Origin of the sequence: Microbacterium sp. Leaf161, assembly GCF_001423645.1 — a bacterium.
GTDB classification, from domain to species: Bacteria; Actinomycetota; Actinomycetes; order Actinomycetales; family Microbacteriaceae; genus Microbacterium; species Microbacterium forte.
In genome coordinates, this window is sequence record NZ_LMOW01000001.1 from 18,143 (window position 1) to 40,355 (window position 22,213).

The following is a 22,213-nucleotide window of genomic DNA, read 5'->3' on the forward strand; positions in this document are numbered from 1 at the left end:
TCACTTCCACATCTGACGCCTCGATCGCTGCGTGGCGGACTGCATCCCGTACTGGAATGCAGTCCGCGCAGTGCTGAGTCAGTCGCGCAGCGTCGCGCCGAAGCGCTCGGCCGTGACAGCGACGCCCGCGAGCTTCGCCTCGGTCGCCTCGGCCGCGGTGAGCGTGCGATCGTCCGCGCGGAATCGCAGAGCGAAGGTGAGACTCTTCTGCCCTTCCGCGACGCCGTCTCCGCGGTAGTCGTCGACGAGTCGGATCGCCTCGAGGAGCTCTCCCGCGCCTTCGGCCAGCGCAACCTTGACGTCGCCGGCGGGGACGTCAGCCCCGAGCACGAGCGACACGTCCTGCGTGGCGGCCGGGAACGTCGACAGCGAGGCGGCGACCGCACGGGCGTTCGCCAGCGTGAGAATTCCGTCGAGATCGAGCTCGAGCACGGTCGCGCGACCCGGCAGGTCTGCTCCCGCTGCGACGTCGGGGTGGAGTTCTCCGACATAGCCGACCTCGACGCCGCCGACCGACAGCACGCCTGTGCGCCCGGGGTGCAGCGCCGCGCGCTCGCCCTGGGCCACCTCGATGTCCACGCCGGCAGCTGCGGCGATGACGCGAGCCGCGTCCAGCGCTTCCGACAGACCGGCCGCTTCAGCCGCACGGCCGGGCTGGCGTGCCACGACATTGCCCGTGAACAGCGCCGCGACATGGCGGTGCTGCGGCGGGATCGACGCGTTCAGCGCGGCGAGGGTCTCGTCCGACGGACGCACGCCGAGCGGCGGCACATCATCGGTGCCGTACTCGACACCGGGCTCGGGCAGGAACACGACTCCGGTCTCGAACAGCGCGAGATCCGTGAGGCCGCGCGAGATGTTGCGATGCGCGGTCTGCAGCAGTCCCGGGATGAGCGAGCGACGCAGGAACGGAGCAGAGCCGTCGAGCGGGTTCGCGAGCCGGATGCTGGGCAGGTGCTCTCCCGACGCCGAACCGTGCAGGTCGTTCTCGGCGTCGGTGGTGAAGGGGAAGGAGGGCGTCTCGACGAGACCGGCTGCTGCGAGCGCGTCAGCCACGCGACGTCGCCCCTGCTGGTGCGGCGTCAGGCCACGGCCGGACGGAGGCGTCGGCAGCACCGAGGGGATGCGGTCGAGACCGTGGATGCGCGCGACCTCTTCAGCAAGAGACCACTTGTCGGTGAGATCCGGGCGCCAGGTCGGCGGGATGACGACCCAGCCGGCATCCGTCTCGGTGACCTCGCCACCGATCGTCGTGAGCGCGACCACGATCTCGTCGTCGGAGTAGTCGACCCCGATGAGTCCCTGGACGAATCCTCGCGGCAGCTCGATCTCGGCGACGAAGACCTCGGCGAACAGCGCGCCACCCTCTTCGGTGAGCGTGCCGCCGGCGAACTCGACCATCAGGTCGGCGGCTCGACGAGCCGCGACGAACGGCACGAGGGGGTCGACGCCGCGCTCGAAGCGCTTAGACGCCTCGCTGGGGAGCTTGTGACGACGGGCCGTGCGCGCGATCGTCACCGGGTCGAACGTCGCTGCTTCGATGAGGACGTTGCGTGTCGTGTCACTCATCTCGGTCGTGCCACCACCCATGACACCGGCCAGGCCGATGGGCCCGGATCCGTCGGTGATCAGGAGATCCTCGACGTGGAGCTTCCGCTCCTGGCCGTCGAGAGTCGTCATCTTCTCACCGGGGGTCGCACGGCGCACCGTGATGCCACCCGAAAGCTTGTCGAGGTCGTATCCGTGCAGCGGCTGCCCCAGCTCGAGCATGACGTAGTTGGTGATGTCGATCAGGATGCCGAGTGAGCGCATGCCGGCGAGCGACAGGCGAGCGATCATCCACGGCGGGGTCGGGCGCGACGGGTCGACGTCGCGGACGACACGGGTGACGAACTCGCTCGCCCCGACGCGGCCGCGCACGGGGGCGGCGTCGTCGACGATCGCCGTATGACCGGTTCCGGGCTGGAGTTCGGCGAAGTCCCGTTCGGCCGGGTCGCGGAACGTAGCTCCGGTGGCGTGCGAGTACTCGCGTGCGACACCTCGGAGCGAGAACGCGTACCCGCGGTCGGGTGTCACGTTGATCTCGACCGCGACATCGTCGAGACCGAGCAGGCTGATCGCGTCAGTGCCGACGGGAGCGTCGATTCCGAGGTCGGCGAGAACGAGGATGCCGTTGTGCTCGTCACCCAGACCGAGCTCCCGCGCCGAGGCGATCATGCCGTCGGACACATGACCGTAGGTCTTGCGGGCGGCGATCGGGAACGGCCCAGGCAGCACAGCGCCCGGCAGGGTCACCACGACCTTGTCGCCGGCGACGAAGTTGTGCGCTCCGCAGACGATCCCGCGGATGCCGCCGTTCGCCTCGCCGACGTCGACCTGGCACCAGTTGATCGTCTTGCCGTTGGACTGCGGCTCCCCCTCGAGGGAGACGACCTGTCCGACCACGACGGGACCCGAGATCTCGAAGCGGTGGATATCCTCCTCCTCGAAGCCGACGGTGACCATCGCCGCCAGAACGTCTTCGGGCGTCGCATCCGCTGCCAGATCGACGTACTCACGCAGCCACGAAAGCGGGACGCGCATCACACCACCATCCCGTACTGCTCGCTGAAACGGACATCGCCCTCTGCCATGTCCCGCATGTCCTGCACGTCGCTGCGGAACATGAGTCCGCGTTCGACGCCCATACCGAAGGCGAAGCCGCTGTAGACGTCGGGGTCGATCCCCGCCGCACGCAGCACGTTCGGGTTGATCATGCCGCAGCCGCCCCACTCGATCCAGCGGGCGCCGCCCTTGAAGGTCGGGTGCCACAGGTCGAGCTCGGCAGACGGCTCGGTGAAGGGGAAGAAGTTCGTGCGGAAGCGCGTCTTCGCCTCCGGTCCGAAGAGCTGACGCGCGACGTGGTCGAGCGTGCCCTTGAGGTGGGCCATCGAGATGCCCTTGTCGACGACCAGCCCCTCGAACTGCGTGAAGACGGGGAGGTGCGTCGCATCGAACTCGTCGGTGCGGTACACGCGACCGGGGCAGAGCACGTAGATCGGCACGTCGCGGTCGAGCATCGAGCGCACCTGCACGGGACTCGTGTGCGTGCGCATCACGAGGTGGCGCGAGGGCGGGTCGACGTAGAAGGTGTCCTGCTCCTGGCGAGCGGGGTGGTCGACGTCGAAGTTCAGCGCGTCGAAGTTGAACCACTCGTGCTCGAGCTCGGGCCCTTCCGCGATCTCCCAGCCCATGCCGACGAAGATGTCGGAGATCTGCTCGCTGAGCAGGGTGAGCGGATGCCGCGCCCCGACGCGGGTCCGGGAAGAAACGGCGGTGATGTCGATGCGCTCGGATTCGAAACGGGCGGCGACCTCGGCGGCTGCCAGCTCCTCCTCCTTGGCGGCGAGGGCCTTCGTGACCTGACCGCGCCCCTGCCCGACGAGCTTGCCGAAAGCCGCCTTGTTCTCGGGAGCCACCTGCCGCATCGAGGCGTTCAGGACGGCGAGAGGCGAGCCGTCTGCGACATGAGCGGCTCGAGCCGCCTTCAGCTCGGTGGTATCGGCGGCCGCAGTGATCGCTTCGAGTGCGGCCGCGACGGCGGCTTCGACCGCTTCCGGGGTGATTTCGGGAGACTCAGACACGAGATAGGAGTCTACCGGGACGGCGGACTGCTCCTTCCCGGGGCCGGGCTCAGAGCGGGCCGAACATCGGCACTGCGACCAGGGGCACCCATGTGACCCGATCGCGCTCGAGCGCGGCCACGAGTCGCTGGTCCCGCGCCGCTTCGCGACGCAGCGTCTGACGCCCCCGGCCGATGACCGCGGCCGGGATCACGAACACCGAGACGAGCAGGAGTGCGAATCCTGCGTCGAGGACGAGGAGCGGCACCGGGTCGACCGAGGAGACGATTCCGGGGATCAGGAAGGCGTTGAGCGCCCCGAAGATGCTGGCTGCGGCGATGAGGCCGCCTCCGAGCGAGCCGGCACCCCGGGTGGTGTACGACGTGCCGGGTTTCGGGATCCAGCCTCTCACCCGTGCGAGGAACACGCCGGAGACGACGGCGACGATGCCACCGACGATCATCGACGGCACGTATGCCGAAGGCGGCATACCGACCGCCAGCAGGACGAGCCCGAAGACAACCGACGACGAGCCGAGCGCGAGGAACGAGGCCCACATCCCACGGCGCATCGCGCGAGCATCGGCGACCTCACGCAGCCGAGACCGGGAGTCCGTGCCATGCAGCGCGGCCAGGTCAGCATCCATCCACTCCGCGAGCGTGCGGCTCGTCGCAGGCGGATAGGCGGAGATCGGCTCGACGCGCATCACGACGGACGCTCAGACCGGGCCGGGGCCGTCCCCGCCCGCGACACCGCCCCCGCGCTGCAGGGTGATGAGCTCGGTGTTGGTGCCGTCGCCGTGCTGGCGCGGGTCCCCGGCCGCCTGGATCGCCTTGACCTTCGGCGAACGACGGGTGCTGATCTCCACCCACTTCGCGATGCCGGAGAGAATGAGGCACATGACGATGTAGATGCCGCCGATGACGAACGCCGACTGCAGGATCGGACGCCCCTGCTGCGACGTCAGCTGCTTCGCGTAGTACAGCAGCTCCGGGTAGGTGATGATGAACCCGAGAGCGGTGTCCTTCATGGTCACGACCAGCTGGGCGACGATCACCGGGAGCATCGCCCGGATCGCCTGGGGCAGCAGGATGAGACGCATGACGCCGCTCTTGCGGAGTCCGATCGCGTAGCCGGCCTCTTTCTGCCCGCGGGGCAGGGACTCGATACCGGCCCGAAGCACCTCTGCGAGCACGGAGCCGTTGTACGCCATCAGCGCGATGACGACCGCCCAGTACGGGTCCATCTTGATGCCGACCACGGGCAGTCCGTAGTACAGCAGCATCATGAAGACCAGTACCGGGACCGCGCGGAAGAGCTCGGTGATCGCGGTCACCGGGATCCGCACCCAGGCGTGGTCGGAGAGCCGACCGATCGCGAGCACGAATCCCAGCACGATGCTGAGCACCGCGGCCAGCGCGAACGCGGCGAGCGTGTTGCCCAGCGCCTTGAAGATGCCCATCCACACGTTGGAGAACGTGAAGACGAACCACTTCTCCGCCGAGAACTGGCCCGTCTCCACCATCCGCAGGACGATGAAGCCGAGAGCGGCGAGGACGAGGATGACGGTGGCGACCGCGATGACGCGGTTGCGGGCGATCGCCCGGGGCCCCGGGACGTCGTACAGTACAGAGCTCATCGCGCGATCCTCCATCGGTTCTCGAGATATCGCTGCAGCCAGCTCAACAGCAGCACCAGGGCGACGAACACCACCGCGACCCAGAGGAGGACCTCCATCGGGTTGCCGGGGCGATCGGCCGAGTCGTTGATGGTCGAACGCAGTGCCGCCAGTTCGGCGACCGAGAATCCGGCCGCCACGGTCGTGTTCTTGAGCAGGGCGATGAAGACGCTCATCATCGGAGGCACCACCGAGCGGAACGCCTGCGGGAGGATCACGAGGCCCATCACCTGGCCGAAGGGAAGCCCGATCGCTCGCGCCGCCTCAGCCTGGCCGACCGGGACCGTGTTGATTCCGGCCCGCAGCACCTCGGCGACATAGGTCGCCGTGTAGATGCCGATGGCGAGGATGCCGAGCACGAGGTTCGACAGATCGGGAAGCCCGAGCTGCGGGTACCCGAAGATGAAGAAGAAGAAGACGAGGGTGAGTGGGGTGTTGCGCACGGTGTTCACGTACACGGTGCCGACGCCTCGCGCGATGGGCACTGGAGACACGCGCATCGCCCCGACGATGAGGCCGAGGATCAGCGCGATGATCCCGCCGGCGAAGAACACGATCAGCGTGTTGCTGATCGCCTGTCCCCACAGGTCGAGGTTGCCGAAGATGACGTCCACGCCACCCTCCCTTCTTCAGAATGAGTGGGCGGCCTCCCTGAGGAGGCCGCCCATGTCGATCAGTACGCGTCGACCTCGGGCTGCTCGACCTCGATGCCGCTGGAACCGAGGTTCGCGTCGAAGATCGCCTGCCAGATGTCGCCGTTGTCGGTGAAGAGCTCGTTGATGTGCGTGCGCAGCGCGTCATCGCCCTTCGTGAGGCCGACACCGTAGCGCTCCTCGGTGAAGAGGCCGCCGGTGACCTTCACGTCGTCCGGGTACTGCGCTGCGTAACCGATCAGGATCGCCTGGTCGGTGGTCACAGCGTCGACCTTGCCGTCGATGAGATCCTGCACGCAGGCGGAGTACAGGTCGTACTCCTGCGTCTTGATCTCGGGGAAGTTCGCCTTGATGTTCTGGATCGGCGTCGAGCCGGTCGCAGAGCAGACGGTCTTGCCGTTGAAGTCCTCGAGCGCCTCGGCGTCGTCAGCATCAGCGGCGACCAGGAGTCCCTGGCCGGTGATGAAGTACGGGCCGGCGAAGTCGATGAGCTCCTTGCGCTTGTCGTTGATCGAATAGGTGCCGACGTAGTAGTCGATGTCACCGTTCGTGATCGCCTGCTCGCGGTTCGCCGAGGCGATCGGCTTGAACTCGATCTTGTCCTCGTCGTAGCCGAGCGATGCGGCGATCCACCGAGCGATGTCGACGTCGAAGCCGGTGCGCTCCCCCGTCGTCACGTCGAGGTAGCCGAGTCCTGGCTGGTCCTCCTTGACGCCGACGACGACCTTGTCGCGCTCCTGGATGGCGTCGAACGTCGGGCTGCCCTCGAGCTGCACGTCCTCGGCGACCTCGAACCAGGTGGAGTCCTCGCCCTCGTCGCCGCCGGTTCCGGCGCCGGGGTCGGACGGGCTGCCGCTGTTGCAGGCGGTCAGCGCGAACAGTGCCACCGTCGCGATCCCGATCCCTGCCAGTGTGCGTGTGCGTCGCATGTGCGTCTCCTTCGTGTGCTGTGTGTGCAAAGGTCTGTGAAGCTCGTCAGTGCGTGAGGAGCTTGGAGAGGAAGTCCTTGGCGCGGTCGCTCTTCGGGTTGGTGAAGAACTCCTCGGGTGTCGCCTCTTCGACGATCTTCCCGTCCGCCATGAACACGACGCGGTTGGCAGCCTTGCGCGCGAAGCCCATCTCGTGGGTGACGACGATCATCGTCATGCCGTCACGGGCGAGTTCGACCATGACGTCGAGGACCTCGTTGATCATCTCGGGATCGAGCGCACTGGTCGGCTCGTCGAAGAGCATGACCTTGGGCTGCATGGCGAGGGCACGGGCGATCGCGACGCGCTGCTGCTGTCCGCCCGAGAGCTGGGCGGGGAGCTTCGACGCCTGCTGGGCGACGCCGACGCGCTCGAGCAGCATCATTGCCTCCTTGTCGGCATCGGCCTTCTTCATGCCGCGGACCTTGATCGGGCCCAGCGTGACGTTCTCGAGGATCGTGAGGTGCGCGAAGAGGTTGAACGACTGGAACACCATGCCGACGTCGGCTCGCAGGTTCGCGAGTCCCTTGCCCTCGGCCGGCAGCGCCTTGCCGTCGATGCTGATCGTGCCGCTCGTGATCGTCTCGAGTCGGTTGATGGTGCGACACAGGGTCGACTTGCCCGAGCCGGAGGGGCCGATCACCACGACCACCTCGCCGGCGTTCACGGTGAGGTCGATATCCGTGAGCGCCTGGAAGTCGCCATAGTGCTTCTGGACGTTGTCGACCACGACGAGAGGCTTACCAGAGGTCATCATTTCTCCAAACTAGCCAGGTCGATCACGTGGCTCCACATTGATGCGTCGACATTTACACGTTCGTAACCACGCGAAGAGGCGAATCCCGTCCGGATGCCGGAGTGCCCCACGGTCCGCCCCCGCGAACCGTGGGGGCGTCCCTGCTGCGCGGTTCCTCCCCCGAGTAGAACGTTGCAGCAAGCCTCCGACCGGATCCGCTCGCACGACGATCCCCGGGAACGACCGAGAGCGCGCCCGAGTGAAGGGCGTGGGCTCTGTGGCATCTGAATTCTCCGTCGAATCGAGCGCGATCGACCACCACATTGGCAGAGCAGCATGCCGGCATGAGACTTCTTGAGGATTTCTTGAGGCCTCAGTCCCGCTGGTCTCGGTAGTACTCGATCGCACCGGGGTGGAGGTCGACCGGCCCTGTGAAGATCGCCTGTCTCCGGTCGAGCAGAGAAGCGACCGGGACCCGCTGCGCGATATCCGTGCGGCCGTCGAAGAGGCTCGTCAGAACGTCTCGCACGATGCTGTCGGGAGTGTCGGACGAGGTGACCAGATAGTTCGGGACCGCCATCGTCGGCACCGACTCGTCGAGCCCGTAGAGGCCCACGGGGAAGTCCGACGGACGGTATGCGTCGGAGTAGCGCGTGTTGATCGCGGTGACCCAGGTCTGCTCCACCGGCACCAGCCGCACGGGGGTGGTCTTCGCCAGTTCGGCGATGCCGGGAGTCGGGATGCCACCCACCCAGAAGAATCCGTCGATGCCTGACCCCTCGAGTGCATCGATCGACGCGCTGAGGTCGAGCTGCGGATCCGCGATCGACGCGATGTCGACCTCTGCGGCATCCAGGGCTCGTGCGGCGATGACGTTGACGCCCGAGTTCTCCGCGCCGAGCGACACGGTCTTTCCCGCGAGGTCGCCGAGGTCGACGATGTCCGAGTCGGCGCGCACGACCACGTGGAGGTACTCGTCGTACAGGCGGGCGACGGCCCGCACCGGCAGCGCCTCGTCGAATGCCCCGGCACCCGCGACCGCGTCCGCCGCGGCATCCCCCTGTGCGAAGCCGAGGAGAGCCTCCCCCGAACTCACCCGAAGAAGGTTGTCGACCGACCCGGCGGTCTCTGCCACCTCCACGCGGACGTCCAGCGAGCCGGACAGCGCGCGAGCGACCTCCGCACCGTAGGCGTAGTACACCCCGTTCGATCCCCCTCCGGCGATCGCGTACTGAGAGTCACCCCATTCGTCCGACCGGGTGCTGCAGGCACTGCTCGCGCCCGCGATCACCAGCATGGCCGCCGCAGCCGCGATCCTGCGCCAGCGGGCGTGCCGGTTGCCGCGCGGACTCATTCCGCAGCTCCGTCCGGCAGCAGCAGCGAGACCAGCAGCCCGCCGTCCTCCGGCGTGTCGACCCTCAGCTCGCCACCGATCGTCGCCAGGAGGTCGGTGGCGATCGCGAGGCCGAGCCCTGAACCGGGCACCCCGCCGCTGTCGTCGCTCCGCCAGAACCGGTCGGCGGCGTTCTCGGCCTGCTCGCGGGTCAGACCCGGGCCGTGATCGCGGACGGTCAGCACGCAGAGTCCCTCGCTGCGGTGCGATCCGATCTCGACGACGGTGTCGGATGGAGAGAACTTCACCGCGTTGTCGATGACCGCGTCGAGCGCGCTCTCGACGATCGTGCGATCGGTGACGCTCATCACCGGGGCGTCCCCCGACGAGAGTGTGCGGATCCCCCGGTGAGAGGCCACCTGGCTCCAGGCCTCGGCGCGCCTGGCCGCGAGCGTCGTCAGATCGACAGCCGAGATCGTGGTGTCTGAGCGTCCGCCCCGCGCGAGCCCGAGGAGCGTCTCGAGGATGCGAGCCATGCGGCGTCCCTCCTCCCGCGTCTCCTCGACGTCGTCCTTCCAGTCGTCATCGAGGCCGGTCGAGAGGTGCTCGACGCGCAGAAGCAGCGCATTGAGGGGGTTGCGGAGCTCGTGCGAGGCGTTCAGCGCAAACTCCTGCTGGCGCGTCATGACGCGCTCGATCTCATCCGCCATGCCGTTGAAGACGCGGGTCATCCGGCGCAGCTCGGGTGGTCCGGTGTCCTCCGCGACTCTGGCGTCCATCTCCCCCCGCTCGATCGCGATCATCGCCTCGTCGAGACGACGCACCGGAGAGAGCACCCACCTGGCGAGCTGGAACACGAGCAAGACGCCCAGTCCGATCGACACCGCCGACACCGCCGACAGCACGAGGATCTGCCGCAGGATCTCCGTCCTCGGCGCCTCGACGTCGGCGGAGAGCATGACGGCGCCGATGACGTCGCCGTCATCGAACACCGGCTCGACGAGCGAGGACTCGGCCGCGATCCAGGGGAACACCGGCTCAGGAGCTTCGGCCCGCCGCCCCGAGAGCGCGAGGTCGACGCGTGCGGCATCGTCGTCGGGCAGCACCTCGGCTGCGTCCAGTCCCGAAGCCCACACGCCGCCGGCGAGATCGAACACGACGATGTCGATCCCGTACACCTCGTGGAATCGCTCGACCTCGGCATCGATCACGGTCGCGCTCCCCGACCGCAGCGCCTGTCGTGCACTCGTCACGAAGTACCCCAGGTCGCCGAGCTGCTCGGTGTAGAACGCCTGCTGGATGCTGCGGGTCGCGCTCCAGGCCGTCGCGCCACCCAGCGACAGGAGGATCGCGACGAGCGGCACGAGGAACACGACGACCAGACGTCTGCGCATCGACGGCTACCCGGCCAGCCGGTAGCCGACACCGCGCACGGTCTCGATCAGACGACGCTGGCCCGTCTTCTTGCGGATGGCGCCGACATGCACCTCGAGAGAGTGGCCGAACCCGCGCCAGTCGGTGTTCCAGACCTCGCGGATGAGTCTCTCTTTCGGCACGGCCACACCGGGGTACCGGGCGAGCACCGACACGATGTCGAACTCCTTGCGAGTGAGCTCGATCGGGGCCCGGTCGATGAGCACCTGACGAGCGACGAGGTCGATCTCCACCTCGCCATCGTGCAGGAGCACACGCGCCTCGGACTCTGGCCGCACCGGTCTCGAACGTCGGGTGACGGCCTCGATGCGAGCAAGGAGCTCGTGCACGTCGTAGGGCTTGACGACGAAGTCGTCGGCTCCGGCCCGCAACCCTCTGATGCGCTCGGTGACCTGGTTGCGCGCTGTCACAATGACGATCGGAACCTCGGAGCGACCGCGGATCCGGCGGCAGAGATCGATGCCGTCGACATCGGGCAGACCGAGATCGAGGAGCACGACCTCGGTGTCGGCACCCAGCAGCTGCAGGGCGGACGCTCCGTCTGCCGCTCGTACGGACGCATAGCCCGATCGGGCGAGGAATGCCTCGAGTGCGGCGGCGACGCGCTCGTCGTCCTCCACGATCAGAATCCGCATCGACCCTGGGTCCCCTTCTCCGCTCGAGCAGGGACAAACCTACCAGCAGAGCGAGAGAGCGCCTCGCCGGCTGCGATCAGGCGGAGGATGCCGCCCGCTGCGCGAAAGCGCTCTCATAGAGGCAGACGCTCGCGGCCGTGGCCAGATTCAACGACTCGGCCCGACCGAAGATCGGCAGCTTCAGCACCTGATCGGCCTGGTCGAGCGCGTCGTCCTCGAGACCCCGCGCCTCGTTGCCGAACAGCCAGGCCGTCGGCTCGGCGAGGACTCCGTCCGCGCGTGCCCGAAGCAGATCGTCGCCCTTCACATCCGCCGCGAGGATCTGAAGACCGGCAGCGTGCGCCTTCTCGACCACATCGGCGAGCTCGGCTCCCACCGCCACGGGCAGGTGAAACAGTGACCCCGTCGTGGCACGGACGACCTTCGGGTTGTACGGGTCGACCGTACGTCCGGTGAGCACCACGGCATCCGCCCCCGCCGCGTCGGCGGCCCTGATGATCGTGCCGAGGTTTCCCGGGTCCCTGATCTCCTCGCAGATCGCGACGAGACGCGGGGAGTCCGCGAAGATGTCGCGGACGGAGGTCGGCGCCTGCCGGACGACCGCGACCAGTCCTTGCGGCGTGACCGTGTCCGCCATCGCGTTCAGCACGTACTCGGTGACGTGCTCGACGTCGATGCCGGCATCCGATGCCTTCGCGCGGATGTCCTGATGCTTCTCCCAGCCGGTCGGTGTCGCGAACAACTCGACGATCGCCTCGGGGCTGTAGGTCAGCGCCTCTCGAACCGCCTGAGGTCCTTCGAGGAGGTAGAGCCCTGTCTCTGCTCGCGCGCTGCGCTTGGTCAGCTTGGCGACGGCACGGACTCGGGGCGAACGGGGGTTCTCCAGCACGTTCACAGTCTAGAGAACGGCAGAGCTGTTCCTGCGCAAACGCCGGGCGAACGACAGAGGACGCCCTCCCGAAGGAGAGCGTCCTCTGTGGTGAAGAGCTGCTTACGCAGCGGACTTCGGAGCGTTGACGTCAGAGGGCAGAGCCTTCTTCGCCGTCTCGACCAGCGTCGTGAAGGTCGCTGCGTCGTTGACCGCGAGGTCGGCGAGCATACGACGGTCGACAGTGACACCCGCAAGACCGAGGCCCTGGATGAAGCGGTTGTACGTGATGCCGTTCTGGCGTGCAGCAGCGTTGATGCGCTGGATCCACAGGCGACGGAAGTCGCCCTTGCGCTTGCGACGGTCACGGTACGAGTAGACCAGCGAGTGGATGACCTGCTCTTTGGCCTTGCGGTACAGGCGCGAACGCTGACCGCGGTAACCCTTTGCGCGCTCGAGGATGACCCGACGCTTCTTGTGGGCGTTTACCGCCCGCTTGACTCTTGCCATTTTCCTGTGTTCCTATTCGTGCGTCGGGCGCGTCAGCGGCCGAGAAGCTTCTTTACGACCTTGGTGTCTGCCTTGGAGACAACCTGGTCCTGGTTGAGCCGGCGGGTGCGACGGCTCGACTTGTGCTCGAGCAAGTGGCTCATCCCGGCCTGCTTCTTCTTCAGCTTGCCGCTGCCGGTGAACTTGAAGCGCTTCTTGGCACCCGAGTGGGTCTTCTGCTTCGGCATCTTCTCTTCCTTCGTATGGCGCCTTCTCAGGCGACGGTGTCAACCCGCGGTGCGGGAGTCTGGGGGCGGGAGTTACTCCGCTGCGGCCTCGGCCGGTGCGTCGGTGTCGCTCTTGGCTTCGCGGGCGGCCTGCTTGTTCGCTGCGCGCTGGGCGTCGCGAACCGCGTTCTGCTCCTGCTTGGCCTCGGACTTGCTCTTGAGCGGAGCCACGATCATCACCATGTTGCGACCGTCGATGGTCGGGTTCGACTCGACGGTTCCGAGCTCGGCGACGTCCTCGGCGAACTTGCGGAGAAGACGGACACCCTGCTCGGGACGCGACTGCTCGCGGCCGCGGAACAGGATCATGGCCTTGACCTTGTCGCCGGCCTTCAGGAAGCCCTCGGCGCGCTTGAGCTTGGTCGTGTAGTCGTGCGCCTCGATCTTCAGTCGGAAGCGGACCTCCTTGAGAATGGTGTTCGCCTGGTTGCGGCGAGCTTCCTTCTCCTTCTGGGCGGCTTCGTACTTGAACTTGCCGTAGTCCATGATCTTGACCACGGGCGGCTTCGAGTTCGGTGCGACCTCGACGAGGTCGAGGTCGGCTTCCTGCGCAAGGCGCAGCGCCGCCTCGATGCGGACGACGCCGATCTGCTCACCCGCGGGGCCGACGAGGCGGACCTCGGGGACGCGGATGCGCTCATTGGTGCGGGGATCGCTGATGCGTAACTCCTTAGACGATGGGATTCAGCCACCAGGACGCAGTCAGCATCCCGGGCGAAATCAGAATCGTCCCCACCCACCGGCAGTCAGACGCCGGCTATGCACCCTGCCTGCCGGATCAGTCTGGCGACGCGATCCGGTGGAGTGCAAGACCCGGTAGCCTGGAACGGCAAGCGCGGGTGGGAAGTGAATCCTCTTTCGTACCGGAGCATGACGCTCCGGAGCCCGACACAGTCTAACAGAAGGCAAGGCGAAGTGACGAACCAGGCATCGGACGAGGCTGCACGCGAGCGCGAAGAGCGCTGGGCACGGCAGGAGGAGGCGGCTTCTTCCGCCACCCGGGACATCGCAGACGTTCCGGCGGTGGAGGTCATCACCACCGCAGCCGTGCACCTCATGAGCGCGGCGGCCGTCAAGCTCGGCCTCGCCGACGACCCGCACGCGGCAGAGCAGCTCGATCTCGACGAGGCTCGCAAGCTCATCAACTCTCTGGCCGGTCTCATCACCGCCGGCGCGCCCGAGATCAGCGACATGCACGCACGCTCCCTGCGTGACGGGCTGCGCTCACTGCAGCTCGCGTTCCGCGAGGCATCGACCATCCCCGACCCGATCGGCAAGGGTCCGGGCGAGAAGTGGACCGGGCCGGTCAACTAGTCACCGCGTGTGGCGGGCTCCTGGATCCCGTGCGACGCGGCTGACCTGAGCGTCAGAATGCTGCGGTCCGGGTTCCAGGAGCATCGCGGGCTCCGCCGCAGGGTTCCCAGATGGTCCGGTCGGCGGCGCGCACCACGTCGACACACGAGTCAGTGGGGCGCATGCGACGGACTGCGTCCGAAACGTGCCAGCAGATGCCAGACCCGCTTCAGCGCCTGCGGCTCATGGATGCCGGAGCGCGCTGCCGCTCCGACCACGTCGGGCGTCAGTTCGTCCGACAGACTCCTCGCCAGTTCGACGTACTCGGCTCCGCGATACCTCGGATCGAGGGCGGCCGTGTCAGCCCTGAAACCGGGATGGAAGTCGACCGCTGCGAGCCGAGCGGCGGCGGCATGTGCGTCGGAGTCGCGAAAGCAGGGGTCGAGGACGATCTCCTCGACATCCACCGCGAAGTCGACTCCCCCGTGAACGTGCGCCTCGACATAGCGATCCAGCGGGTCGATGTCGCCCGATCGCATCTGCTCGACCAGAGCGTCGACGCCATCGAGGTCGACGACGCCGTCGGGCTCGAAGACCGAGTCCGGGTAGCAGAACGTGGCGCGCGCAGCCGCCTCGGAGCGGAGCCGGACGAACGACGACCCGAATCGTGGAGATGCTCCGTGCGCGTCGCCGAGGTCGAGCGCGCCGTACACGGGTCTCGCGTGGGGCGCCCCGGCGTCGTATCTCCCGTCGAACAGACGGCTCTCCCAGCGCCACCGATCGCCCTGCCGATGCGCGGTGAGCCCGCCGTTCGACGTCCCCGTCTCGAACTGTGAGCGATACCGGCCGTCCCTCGCCATCGCATCCATGACCGTGCCGTCTCGAAAGGGCCAATCCGGATGGAAGTGCAGGAGGACGGCGACGGGCATGCAGCAACCCTAGCGATGGGGTGCGCTGCTCCGGTCAGGCCGAACGACGGAGCTTGACGGTCAGCGAGTCGGCGAGCACGGCGATGCGGTCGTCCGCCGCCCAGCGTTGTGCGAGGCGGGCGAGCACGGCATCGAGCACCTCGCGTTCGAGGCCGTCGACCAGCTCGAGTATGACGATGAGCTCTGGCCCGCGCAGGCGCGCGTCCGGGTCACCCGCGGCGACTGCGACATCGATCACCGCGAGTTCGTGCGCGACGCTCGCCTGCAGGGCGCCGAACACCTCGGGTGACAGGAAGCTCGGCTCCCAGCCGTGCCCCTGCGCGATCGCCCACACTGCCGGGCGACGGATGACGAACTCGGTGTCGGAGGTCGGATCGAGCACGATGAGGTCGGTGTCGTCCGCGGACGCCGCGAGTGCGGCGCGCGTCGCGTCGACCGGAATCGGTCGCGCCGTGGCGTCCCAGCGCTGCATCGCCTCGACCGAGGAGAACACCGGCTGCACCCGGCGACCGTCCGGCGCAGCCACCGTCACGATGGAGAGCTCCTGCGTCTTGTCGACCGCGAGACCGCTGGGGGCGACGCCCTCTTCGCCCTTCTCGGCGACCAGAGGTATCAGCACCCGTGCCGTGCGGAACGCGTCGACGACCTCGCTCTGAGCGCCCTCACCTGCACGGAATCGCAGGAGGGCATCGAGAAGCGCCGGGTCCGCGGAGCCGTCGTCCCCCGCATGCGGATTCGACTCGAAGCTGCGCCCCTCCCAGGGCACACCTGCGGAGTCTCCCTGCTTCGGCGACGCATGATCCTGTGAGCCGAGGCCCTGTGAGCCGTGGCTGCAGGCGTCGTCAGTCCCCTGCGACATCCAGAGCCTCAGCCAACGTGAAGGCGCCGGCGTAGAGCGCCTTGCCGACGATCGCACCTTCGACACCCAACGGCACCAGCTCGCGAAGCGCGGCGATGTCGTCGAGGCTCGAGATGCCCCCGGAGGCCACGACAGGCTTCGGCGTGCGGGCGGTGACCTCGCGGAGCAGCTCGAGGTTCGGGCCCTTGAGCGTTCCGTCCTTCGTGACGTCGGTCACGACGTAGCGGCTGCAACCGGCATCCTCGAGGCGCTCGAGCACCTCCCAGAGGTCGCCGCCTTCCTTCGTCCAGCCGCGTGCGGCGAGCGTCGTGCCGCGGACGTCGAGTCCCACGGCGATCGCCTCGCCGAAGCGGCCGATCACGTCGGCGGCCCACTCCGGGTTCTCCAGCGCGGCCGTGCCGAGATTGATCCGTGTCGCGCCGCTCTCGAGAGCCGCCTCGAGCGTCGCATCGTCACGGATGCCGCCAGACAGCTCGACGTTGACGTTCTTGAACTGCTTGATGACCTTGCGGAGGATCGGGGTGTTGCTGCCGCGACCGAAAGCTGCATCGAGGTCGACGAGGTGGATCCACTGCGCGCCCTGCGCGACCCACTCCCCGGCGGCGTCGAGCGGGTCGCCATAACTGGTCTCGGTGCCGGCTTCACCCTGGGTGAGACGGACTGCCTTGCCGCCGGCGACATCGACGGCGGGGAGCAGAGTGAGAGAGGGAGACTGAGCGAAGTCGTTCATGGTGTCCTTGATGACGAGGGCGCGCCGAAACGGCAATACGAAGACCGACCATAGCCGCCTGAGGACACCGATCAAAATGACGCTCTAGGTCAGCTGAGGTGCAGCCTCAACTCCTGCGGTGACCGAGTCCATTGACCAACTGCTCCCTATGACCGCTTCCAAGCACCCCGACGGCCTGAGATCTCAGCAACTCGAAACGTCTCCAGCGGATTGCGCCGCCCCCGCTGAGTCGCCCAACGATCGATCTGCTCGGGAACACTGACCCCGTCCCACTCCATCCCCTTCAACTGAGAAGAATACGTTGCACTAGCCGCGATACGCCGGATCCAGTCATCTCGTTCGATTGTCACTCCGAACGACGGACCGACCGCATATTTCGGCGGCAGAAGTGGAGGCGCGTCGTCGTAATGTGTCGCGTAGGGCAGATCGTTCCATAGCAAAACCGACCACGTCTCTCGCCCGTCGGCACCCACGGCCTCGAGGACGGCGTCGCGCGCGCGCGCATGGTCGACATGCCCACCGATGCTTGCCGGCGCGAGCACCACACCACCCTCATACTCACTCAGGCGTCTCCGTATGCGCGCGACAATTCGTTGTAAAAGCAACCGCTCCGAGGCGGCATGAACAGTCGGGTGGTTCGTAGGAGTCGCCTCGGTGATCAGCCATCGCCCGTCATCTTGACGACGATAGATGGCGTCGAGTTCATCCCAATGCTCGTGTTGGCCACCCAGTAGTTGAATGGCCGCGCGGTCCTCCGCACGTCGCACCTCCACCATCGAGTCTAAGTCGCCCCAAGTGCCGTGATACGCGGAGGCTGTGGCCGAAATCTCAGAGGGAGGCTGGCCTCCAAAGATCGTGATGACCGTGAAGGAATCCAACCGTCCGGCAGCCGAGAGCAAGCCTCCAGCAGAGAACACAGCGTCGTCGAAATGAGGCGAGAATGCCAAGACGACCCCTGGATTCAGTACGTCCTGAACCGACCTCATGAAGGGTATATCCGGACTTACCAAATCCGGAATTAGAGTGGGACGCCACTCTCCAGCGGTCATATCGCCTCAACTCTACGACTGGGTGGTTGACACGCAGAAGACCTTCAGACGCGCGATCAACGTTCGGACTATCGAGCATACCAAGAGTCGACATCCGCGAGTGCGACCGATCCGCTGTCGCGTTGCGAGTTTGGGCCGAAACGGTCCCGCGTGTGTCGAATGCCCACTGGTATCGCTGAGAGGAACGCTACCGGCGTGAAGGACACGACACATTTCGGACGGCGGGTCTTCAATCCTTTACGGATGACCGTGCCGTAGCCGTCTCACACAACGAGCATCTCTCATTGCCCTCAACTGCGCCCTTAGCGTAGTCGCGACACGCAAATCATCTCACTTCCGGGGCACACTTCCACATACACTGAATCCTGCAGAGACCACCTATCCGCGGGCGGAGACGGCTGTCTCTCGTGCACCGTGACGGCCACCGCTGAAAGGCAGAATCACATGAACGAACTCCCGATGTCTACGAGGAACATCCAATTCTTCGACGAGCTGTACACGCAGGAGAGTGATCCGTGGCAGACCTACTCGAGCCCCTACGAGCTCGAAAAGATACGACGGACGTTGGCGGTCGCGCCAGAATCGCAGTATCGCCGTGCGCTCGATATTGGGAGTGGAGCAGGCGCGATGATCGAGCCTCTCCGCGAGATCGCATCAAGCGTGACTGCAATCGACGGATCCTCTGTCGCGGTGCAGCACTTGCGCACCCGATTCCATGATGAGGTAACAATCCGCGAGGTCGTTCTCCCACCTGCGGAGAGCCTGGAAGGTCCTTTTGACCTGATCGTGATGTCGGAGGTCGGGTACTACCTATCACCTGCGGATCTCACTACTACCAGGGAAGCGATAGTTGAGGCGCTCGCGGTTGGCGGGGACCTCATCCTCGCCCATTGCCTAAATGAAACGCACGGCCTTCGGCTCGGCGGCGACGAAGTACACCGGTTCTTTGGCTCGGACTCGAGACTTACGCAGAGCGTCATTGAGACCCACACTGTCGACGACACGACATTCGAGATCTGTCTCTATAACCGATCTCGCTAGCCCCTCCGGCGGGGGTTGGGATCCGCAGAGCGGGAATAGCCCTATGCACCTTGCCCATCGCTCAACGCCTTCGAATGCGCGCACGCTGTCGCGATGTGTTCTCGTGCCCGACACGGCTGTCGCCGTCGTTCCCGCTAGTGGGCTGGACTCCGAGCAAACGTGGACGCTTCGCTCGAACTTTCCCTCAGATTCCGGCGCGCTCGTAGGACAGCCGGGATCAAAAGCGTAACAGCTGCCGCCCACGCGATGGGGCTGGTGAGGGCGACGCCGACATAGCCCATCAGCGAGCCCAGAGTGATGGCGGCAATAACTCGCGCGGCCACTTCCGCAAGGCCGCTCAGCGTTGGCATCAGCGGTTGGCCGAGACCCTGCAACGTATAGCGGAAGATGAAGAGAACCGCGAGCACGGGATAGCTCGCTCCGTTGACCACCAACACGATCCATGCCATGCGAATCACGTCCTCGGCGCCTTCCCCAGTGAACAGGCTAACGATGGCGGCACCTCCTACGACGAGAACGCTTCCGAGAACCACAGCCGCCGCGCCAGCAATGACAACAGACTGCGCGACGCCCTTGTGCAAGCGTTCCGAGCGTCCGGCGCCAAGATTCTGCGCTGCAAACACCGACGTCGCCATTCCGAGGGACGAAAGGAAAGCAACAGCGACTCCATCCACTCGCCCTGCTGCTGTGTAGGCGGCGACGGCGTCGGCCCCTAGCCCATTAACCGCAACTTGCACGGTAAGGAGCCCGATGGCGATGATGGAGGACTGGAATCCCATGGGAAGGCCGAGTCGTGCGTGCTCCCACAAACTCGCTCCGACGCCGCGGAAGTCTGCGACTCCGACTTGCAGAGCTGGAACGCGCCTTCTGATGTAGATGAGACAAAGAACTACCGATATTCCCTGCGACACAATAGTTGCCAGAGCCGCGCCTGCAATTCCAAGACCGATACCCCCGACAGCAATAAACACAAGCGCTATATTGATCACGCTCGAAAGAGCGAGAAATATCAATGGGGTCCGTGAATCGCCGATCGCTCTGACAAGCGCCGCTAGATAGCTGGACCCCATGATGAGACTCCCACCAAGGAATGTGATCTGCGCGAACGTCGTTGCATCATTCAGTAGGGACTGAGGGGTCTGCAGGAGCACGAGCGCCGGCTTGGTCACGAGCGGGCCAAGAATGGTGATCACCAGACTCGTGAACAGAGTCAGTGAGACTCCCGCCGCAACCGAACGACGCAGCCGCGCCTGGTCCCCTGAGCCGAACGCTTGGGCTGCAGGTATCGCAAACCCGCTCGCCGCTCCCCAGGCGAATCCGATGAGGAGGAACACAAGACTGCTCGTAGCGCCGACCGCCGCTAGCGCACTCACTCCCAGCAACCGTCCGACCACGATCGCATCAACAAAATGATAGGCCTGCTGAAACAGATTGCCCAGGAGTAAAGGAGTCGCGAACGCGAGGATCCCCTTCCAAGGGGTCCCAACCAGGAGTGATCTAGGCATTCACAGGCTCTCAGAAGGTGGGACGCGGTTGCGCTACTACACGAAACTACAAGGTATCACGACGAACCGGACCCGAGAACAAGCGCGGCGAAGTGTCCCCTGATCTATCCACTCACTTGACTTACGCGAAGTCGTACACAAAGATCGGATCTCAGGCAATGAAGCCCGAGAGACCAGGGGGGTTTGGATGGCACGGTTTACTGTTTCCGCAGAAAATTACGGATACGGGCCCGCTTCGAAATTGGAGACCATCAGCCGGAATCTCATCCAACGGGGCCATGAGTGCCACTTCGTCGGAAGCGGTGTCGCGTTGTCATTCGCGAGATCGAATCCAGCAAGCTTCTCCTCAATTCGGCAGTTCGACCGATTCGTGGATGTGTCCCCGGAGGGTACAGACGCAGTCATTAGCGTGATGGAGCCAGCACTTGCGGTGTGGGCGCACGCGTATGACCTCCCCTCCGTCTATGTGGACAGCTTGTATTGGATGTGGAATTGGGACGGAATCGAACCGATAGCAGAGCATCATCTCCGTGAGCTTCGACGCACTACGGGACCAGCCGATGCACTCGCGTACCTCGGAGATGTGCCGATGCACACCGCTCAGTTCATGGCAAACTGCTTGAGCACCATCACTTGCGCACAGATGGCCGGCGACCGAGACTGTCGTCGAGTTCCCGACCATGACGTCGTTCACCATGTAGAGGGAATCGTCGATCTCTCCCAGAGAGCATCAGTTCCCCGCGACATGTGGCTTGCCTCGACGGCTGGGCTAACAAATCCTTTGATGAATGATCAACGGGCGGCAGAGTGGATCTACACCGTTGCTGAGCTACTCATGGATGCCTCCGACTCTGCTGGAACGAGTGCGCCGATTGTCCTTGCCGGCAATCCTCTTCACCTTCGAGCGATGCGCTCGCTCCCGCGGCGGATTGAGCTCCGACCACTCAGCCACAAGGACACTCTGACTACACTCAATCGCGCAATCGGATGTCTGACCCCGCCGGGACTGACGACGGTGCTCGAGTCGCTCGCGTACGACACGCCGGTACTGTTCCTTCCCGAGCAGCACTACGGTCACCACGCGAACTATGCACGTATCACCGGCGTCGACGGCCCCTCTGAGGTGTTCCCCGACGCGCTCGTCGGCACCCGGAAAATGCGAGTTGCCTCCGCCGATGCGATGGCGGAGACGAAAGAACTGGGGGCGCTTCTCCGCGAGTGCTCCATGAACCGAGGCGCGATGTGGGATGACATGGTCGATTCCCTAGCTCGCGGAATGAGGAGCGCGATGCGCGGTGAGGATCTTGTGTCACGTCAACAGCAGGAACTGCAGCGCCTCGCTGGCGGAATCGACGGCGTGCACCAAGTGGTCGATGCTGTGGAAACCGTGCTCACAGCTCGCCATCGGTTCGCCGGAGTCGGCGCCCAGAGCACGCTGTCCGCAGTAAGTTACATCTGAGTTCTTGAGGTGGATATCCTAAACCCCTGTCATGTCGCTGCTTCCGATTCACAATCTGCGGCGGTTACCGCACCCGAGGCGAGCGACGGGGCGCCTCTGGCGATCAGCGTCGCGATGATGCATCACCCATCTCGAAGCAGGAATGTTCGCACTATCCGACGGCTCTGCGCACCGCTGGAGGTCTCGGTCGTCACTGACCCCGACCCCGATGGCATTCCTAGCCCACTCCGCACGGCACGAATCGCGTGGGTTCCGCCCGCGGGGAGCACCCATCACATGGTGATCCAGGACGACATAGTGCCGGCCCCCGGTTTTGCGGCAGCAGTCCTGCAGCTCGTCACTGCCCGTCCCGATGCCGTGATCGCTCTGTCTACTAATAGCGACAGCCCTTGCAATTCGTGGCAGGTACGGTCGGCGGCAGTGGCTGGCCAATCATACGCGAACCTTGTGCCATGGGAATGGACGCCTTCTCTCGCGCTGATCATGCCTCACGAGCTGGCGCGCGAGGTTGCCTCGCACCTTCAGGCGCTTCCCTCGACGATGAAAGCTGATGACCTCGCAATCGGTGATTTTCTGCGTGATCACAAGGTGAGGGTACTTACACCGATTCCGCATCTCGTTGATCACGGCGGGAGTGACAGCGTCGCTGGAAATATGGACGAAGG

22 protein-coding genes are annotated in these 22,213 nt (G+C 65.6%); 3 read left to right on the forward strand and 19 right to left on the reverse strand.

Annotation, left to right across the window (positions count from 1 at the left end; genetic code table 11):
• Positions 1-78 precede the first annotated feature (78 nt).
• From pheT to infC, 14 genes are all read right to left on the reverse strand, one after another.
• Positions 79-2,583, reverse strand: a complete 2,505-nt coding sequence (gene pheT / locus ASF87_RS00085; protein WP_056373292.1) for a phenylalanine--tRNA ligase subunit beta — start codon at positions 2,581-2,583, stop codon at positions 79-81.
• Positions 2,583-3,623, reverse strand: coding sequence for a phenylalanine--tRNA ligase subunit alpha (gene pheS / locus ASF87_RS00090; RefSeq protein ID WP_056373295.1), 1,041 nt, complete (start codon positions 3,621-3,623; stop codon positions 2,583-2,585). The genes pheT and pheS overlap by 1 nt, the downstream gene beginning before the upstream one ends.
• A gap of 49 nt (positions 3,624-3,672) precedes the next feature.
• Entirely contained in the window at positions 3,673-4,311 is a 639-nt protein-coding gene (locus tag ASF87_RS00095; protein WP_157549971.1) for a hypothetical protein, read from the reverse strand.
• A gap of 9 nt (positions 4,312-4,320) precedes the next feature.
• Complete coding sequence (locus ASF87_RS00100) at positions 4,321-5,241, reverse strand: amino acid ABC transporter permease (protein WP_056376259.1); 921 nt, start codon at positions 5,239-5,241, stop codon at positions 4,321-4,323.
• Positions 5,238-5,894 (reverse strand): amino acid ABC transporter permease, encoded by a 657-nt coding sequence (locus tag ASF87_RS00105; protein ID WP_042536554.1) that lies wholly within the window; start codon positions 5,892-5,894, stop codon positions 5,238-5,240. The genes ASF87_RS00100 and ASF87_RS00105 overlap by 4 nt, the downstream gene beginning before the upstream one ends.
• A 59-nt stretch (positions 5,895-5,953) precedes the next feature.
• Complete coding sequence (locus tag ASF87_RS00110; protein WP_042536552.1) at positions 5,954-6,862, reverse strand: glutamate ABC transporter substrate-binding protein; 909 nt, start codon at positions 6,860-6,862, stop codon at positions 5,954-5,956.
• A gap of 46 nt (positions 6,863-6,908) precedes the next feature.
• Positions 6,909-7,658: an amino acid ABC transporter ATP-binding protein gene (locus ASF87_RS00115; protein ID WP_376708823.1), complete on the reverse strand. Its 750-nt coding sequence runs from the start codon at positions 7,656-7,658 to the stop codon at positions 6,909-6,911.
• 352 nt (positions 7,659-8,010) lie between these two features.
• Entirely contained in the window at positions 8,011-8,991 is a 981-nt protein-coding gene (locus tag ASF87_RS00120; protein ID WP_056373299.1) for a TAXI family TRAP transporter solute-binding subunit, read from the reverse strand.
• Positions 8,988-10,364 carry a sensor histidine kinase gene (locus ASF87_RS00125; protein ID WP_056373301.1) on the reverse strand — a complete coding sequence of 459 codons (1,377 nt, stop codon included), beginning with the start codon at positions 10,362-10,364 and terminating at the stop codon, positions 8,988-8,990. The genes ASF87_RS00120 and ASF87_RS00125 overlap by 4 nt, the downstream gene beginning before the upstream one ends.
• A gap of 6 nt (positions 10,365-10,370) precedes the next feature.
• Entirely contained in the window at positions 10,371-11,039 is a 669-nt protein-coding gene (locus ASF87_RS00130) for a response regulator transcription factor (protein ID WP_056373304.1), read from the reverse strand.
• A gap of 76 nt (positions 11,040-11,115) precedes the next feature.
• Entirely contained in the window at positions 11,116-11,928 is an 813-nt protein-coding gene (locus ASF87_RS00135) for a TrmH family RNA methyltransferase (protein ID WP_056376260.1), read from the reverse strand.
• A gap of 102 nt (positions 11,929-12,030) precedes the next feature.
• Positions 12,031-12,417, reverse strand: a complete 387-nt coding sequence (gene rplT, locus ASF87_RS00140; RefSeq protein WP_029262486.1) for a 50S ribosomal protein L20 — start codon at positions 12,415-12,417, stop codon at positions 12,031-12,033.
• 32 nt (positions 12,418-12,449) lie between these two features.
• A complete protein-coding gene (gene rpmI / locus ASF87_RS00145; protein WP_056373306.1) occupies positions 12,450-12,644 on the reverse strand; it encodes a 50S ribosomal protein L35 in 195 nt (64 codons plus the stop codon).
• A gap of 72 nt (positions 12,645-12,716) precedes the next feature.
• Positions 12,717-13,367, reverse strand: a complete 651-nt coding sequence (gene infC / locus ASF87_RS00150; protein ID WP_079113185.1) for a translation initiation factor IF-3 — start codon at positions 13,365-13,367, stop codon at positions 12,717-12,719.
• Positions 13,368-13,598: 231 nt separating this feature from the next.
• Between infC and ASF87_RS00155 the strand changes: the two genes are divergently transcribed.
• Entirely contained in the window at positions 13,599-13,997 is a 399-nt protein-coding gene (locus tag ASF87_RS00155) for a DUF1844 domain-containing protein (protein WP_042536542.1), read from the forward strand.
• A 149-nt stretch (positions 13,998-14,146) separates the two neighbouring features.
• Here the strand turns inward: ASF87_RS00155 and ASF87_RS00160 are convergent, their stop codons facing one another.
• The 4 genes from ASF87_RS00160 to ASF87_RS00175 form a co-directional block, all read right to left on the reverse strand.
• Positions 14,147-14,905 carry a DUF3626 domain-containing protein gene (locus ASF87_RS00160; protein ID WP_056373307.1) on the reverse strand — a complete coding sequence of 253 codons (759 nt, stop codon included), beginning with the start codon at positions 14,903-14,905 and terminating at the stop codon, positions 14,147-14,149.
• Positions 14,906-14,939: 34 nt separating this feature from the next.
• The gene (locus tag ASF87_RS00165; protein ID WP_056373310.1) at positions 14,940-15,764 is read right to left on the reverse strand and encodes an SseB family protein; all 825 of its coding nucleotides are present in this window, start codon (positions 15,762-15,764) and stop codon (positions 14,940-14,942) included.
• Complete coding sequence (gene priA, locus ASF87_RS00170; RefSeq protein WP_056373312.1) at positions 15,748-16,494, reverse strand: bifunctional 1-(5-phosphoribosyl)-5-((5-phosphoribosylamino)methylideneamino)imidazole-4-carboxamide isomerase/phosphoribosylanthranilate isomerase PriA; 747 nt, start codon at positions 16,492-16,494, stop codon at positions 15,748-15,750. The genes ASF87_RS00165 and priA overlap by 17 nt, the downstream gene beginning before the upstream one ends.
• A gap of 146 nt (positions 16,495-16,640) precedes the next feature.
• The gene (locus tag ASF87_RS00175) at positions 16,641-17,543 is read right to left on the reverse strand and encodes a PIG-L deacetylase family protein (protein WP_082508704.1); all 903 of its coding nucleotides are present in this window, start codon (positions 17,541-17,543) and stop codon (positions 16,641-16,643) included.
• A 444-nt stretch (positions 17,544-17,987) separates the two neighbouring features.
• On the opposite strand from ASF87_RS00175, the gene ASF87_RS00180 reads away from it, so the two are divergent.
• The gene (locus ASF87_RS00180) at positions 17,988-18,584 is read left to right on the forward strand and encodes a class I SAM-dependent DNA methyltransferase (RefSeq protein WP_056373316.1); all 597 of its coding nucleotides are present in this window, start codon (positions 17,988-17,990) and stop codon (positions 18,582-18,584) included.
• Positions 18,585-18,718: 134 nt separating this feature from the next.
• Here ASF87_RS00180 and ASF87_RS00185 read toward each other — a convergent pair whose 3' ends face one another.
• A complete protein-coding gene (locus ASF87_RS00185; RefSeq protein ID WP_056373318.1) occupies positions 18,719-20,089 on the reverse strand; it encodes an MATE family efflux transporter in 1,371 nt (456 codons plus the stop codon).
• Positions 20,090-20,678: 589 nt separating this feature from the next.
• Between ASF87_RS00185 and ASF87_RS17600 the strand changes: the two genes are divergently transcribed.
• A complete protein-coding gene (locus ASF87_RS17600; protein WP_157549972.1) occupies positions 20,679-21,548 on the forward strand; it encodes a hypothetical protein in 870 nt (289 codons plus the stop codon).
• The last annotated feature ends 665 nt before the right edge of the window (positions 21,549-22,213 follow it).